Source organism: Aeromicrobium sp. PFPM2_SD2 (assembly GCF_057364525.1).
Window position 1 is genome coordinate 1 of record NZ_JBNFNZ010000351.1, and the last position, 2,635, is coordinate 2,635.

At 73.9% G+C, this 2,635-nt stretch carries 3 protein-coding genes; all 3 read right to left on the reverse strand.

Annotated elements, in window-relative coordinates; translation table 11 throughout:
* Positions 1-198: 198 nt before the first annotated feature.
* Positions 199-693, reverse strand: a complete 495-nt coding sequence (locus AC2W7G_RS13385) for a hypothetical protein (protein ID WP_485868875.1) — start codon at positions 691-693, stop codon at positions 199-201.
* A complete protein-coding gene (locus AC2W7G_RS13390) occupies positions 678-1,808 on the reverse strand; it encodes an oxidoreductase (protein ID WP_485868876.1) in 1,131 nt (376 codons plus the stop codon). Before AC2W7G_RS13390 ends, AC2W7G_RS13385 begins: the two co-directional genes overlap by 16 nt.
* Before the next feature lie 73 nt (positions 1,809-1,881).
* Positions 1,882-2,635: histidine phosphatase family protein (locus tag AC2W7G_RS13395; protein ID WP_485868877.1), on the reverse strand; the 754-nt coding region annotated here is incomplete at its 5' end.

Below are 2,635 nucleotides of genomic sequence, written 5' to 3' on the forward strand. Positions count from 1 at the left end.
CCAGCGCAAGGTCGTCAGCCACTTCAACAAGGCGACGAAGGGCCGGCTGGTCCGCGCCCTGCTGCTGGAGGCGCGGAGCCGGCCACCGTCACGAGCTCGCCGAGGCGCTGGGTGACCTCGGCTGGACGGTCGAGCGGGCGGGCGCCCGGCTCGACGTCGTCGTCACCGAGGTCTGAGCGGACGCGTCCCTCGAGGACGTCAGGCGCCGGGTCCGTCGAGGGCCGGCCCTCGCTCCGCGAGACGCGCGCCGGTCCAGGCTTCGTCGGCGGTCACGTCCTCGATGACGTCCAGCCACTCCGGGACGAGGTCCGAGGGCTGATCACCGTCATCGATCTCGGCGACCAGCGAACCGTCGTCGTGCTCGTCGACGGCGACCACGAGCCCGTCGCGACGGACCATGTGCCGCCGCTTTCGCAGGACCCGGGCGGGCAGGGCCGCCAGGAGGGCCCACTCGGCGTCGTCGAGGTAGACGTTCGTGCACGCGACCTCGGCGGGACCGTCCGAGAGACGCACCTTGTGCCCGAGCTTGCGGGTGACGGTGCCATCGCTCTCTCGTACCTCGCGCAGACGGAGCCGGGTGCCCGTCACGTAGCGATCAAGGATCTCTCGGGTGCTCGACACGCCCTCGGGAAGGCGGGCGAGACGATAGCGACGCTCCCGCTCCACCACGGCGTACTTCAGGGAGACCTGCACCTGCGCACCCTAGCGAGAACCCGGGCCCGCAGCGGTCCGCGCGTCGCCGAGGTCTGAGCCTCAGACCCCCGCGAGGAACGGGTAGTCGGTGTAGCCCTCGGCGCCGGGCGCGTAGAACGTGCGCGGGTCGGGCTCGTTCTCCGGGTGCTCGCCGCGCCAGCGCTCGACCAGGTCCGGGTTCGCGATGGCCGCCCGGCCGACCGCGACCGCCTCGGCGTGCGCGGCCTCGATGAGGGCGACGGCCTCGTCGCGGCCGTGACCGTGCCGAAGCCGCTGTTGGCCACCAGCGGCCGCCAGAAGCGCGCTGCGCAGCTCCTGCACCAGCTCGCGCGCTCGCGGTGCAGCACCGACAGGTAGGCCAGGCCCAGCGGACGCAGCTCGTCCAGCAGGTGGCCGTACGTGGCGCGGACGTCCTCGTGGTCGGTCTCGAGCGCGTCCTGGATGTTGTGCTCGGGCGAGATGCGCAGGCCCACCCGGCCGGCCCCGACCTCCTCGGCGACCGCGCGGACGACCTCGACCACGAAGCGGGCGCGGTTCTGCGGCGACCCGCCGTACTGGTCGTCGCGGACGTTGGCCGCCGGCGACAGGAACTCGTGGAGCAGGTAGCCGTTGGCGCCGTGGACCTCGACGCCGTCCAGGCCGGCGTCGACCGCGCGGCGGGCGGCGCGGACGAAGTCGTCGCGGACCTCCTGGGCCTCCTCGGCCGTCAGGGCGTGCGGCACCGGGTAGGCCTGCTTGCCCTGCTCGGTGTGGCCCTCGCCCTGGATGGCGAGGGCGCTGGGCGCCTCGACGCGGCGGCCTCCGTTGACGTCCGGGTGCGTCACGCGTCCGCCGTGCATGAGCTGCATGACGATGCGGCCGCCGCGGGCGTGGACGGCGTCGGCGACGCGGGCCCAGCCGGCCTGCTGCTCGTCGTCGACGATGCCGGGCTGGCCGACGAAGGCCTGCGACTCGCGCCGAGGGTAGGTGCCCTCGGTGACGATGAGGCCGAGGCCGGCCCGCTGCTCGTAGTGCTCGACCAGCAGGTCGTTCGGCACGCCGGAGGCGCCGGCGCGCATGCGCGTCAGCGGCGCCATCACGACGCGGTTGGCCAGCTCGAGGTCACCCAGGGTCACGGGAGTGAAGAGATCCATACCCGGTGCCAACGACCGGGCCGGGCCCCCGCTTCCCCGGTGTGGGGCTCCTCACTCAGTCCGGGACGACCGAGAAGTTCTTCAGCGACGGGGTGCCGTCGGGCCACCAGGAGATGGTGGTGATGCTGGCCGGGGCGAGCTCCATCTTGTGGATGATCGGCATCGGCGCGTCCAGCGCGAGCCGGACCATCATCTTGATCGGCGTCACGTGGCTGACCGCGACGACCGTGCGGCCGGCGTAGGTCTCGAGCAGCCGGTCACGGGCGTCGCGGACGCGCTCGTAGACCGCGTCGAACGTCTCGCCGCCGGGCGGGGCGACGGACGTGGAGCCGAGCCAGGCGTCCATCTGCTCGGGCCAGCGCTCCATGACCTCGGCGAAGGTCAGGCCGTCCCACTCGCCGAACGCGGCCTCGGCCAGGCCCGGCTCGGTGGCGACGTCGAGGCCCAGCTCGCGGGCGACGAAGCCGGCCGTCTCGCGCGTGCGGCGCAACGGCGACGCGACGATCGCGTCGACGTCGAGACGGCGCTCGATCCAGGCGGCGGCCCGCACGGCCTGGGCCTCGCCCTCGGACGTGAGGCCGGGGTCGGTGCCACCGGTGCCGCAGAACAGCTTGCGGACGGTGCTCGCGGTGACGCCGTGGCGCAGCAGGACGATCGTGGTGGGGTCGCCGTGCGCGCGTCCGCGCCAGCCGAGCAGCGGGTTCTTCTCGGACTTGGCCGGGGCCGCGGCGGGCGCGGCGAGCACGTCCTGGCCCTCGGGCAGCGGCACGTCTCCTCGCGGGCGGCGGTGCCGACCACGGCCGGACGTC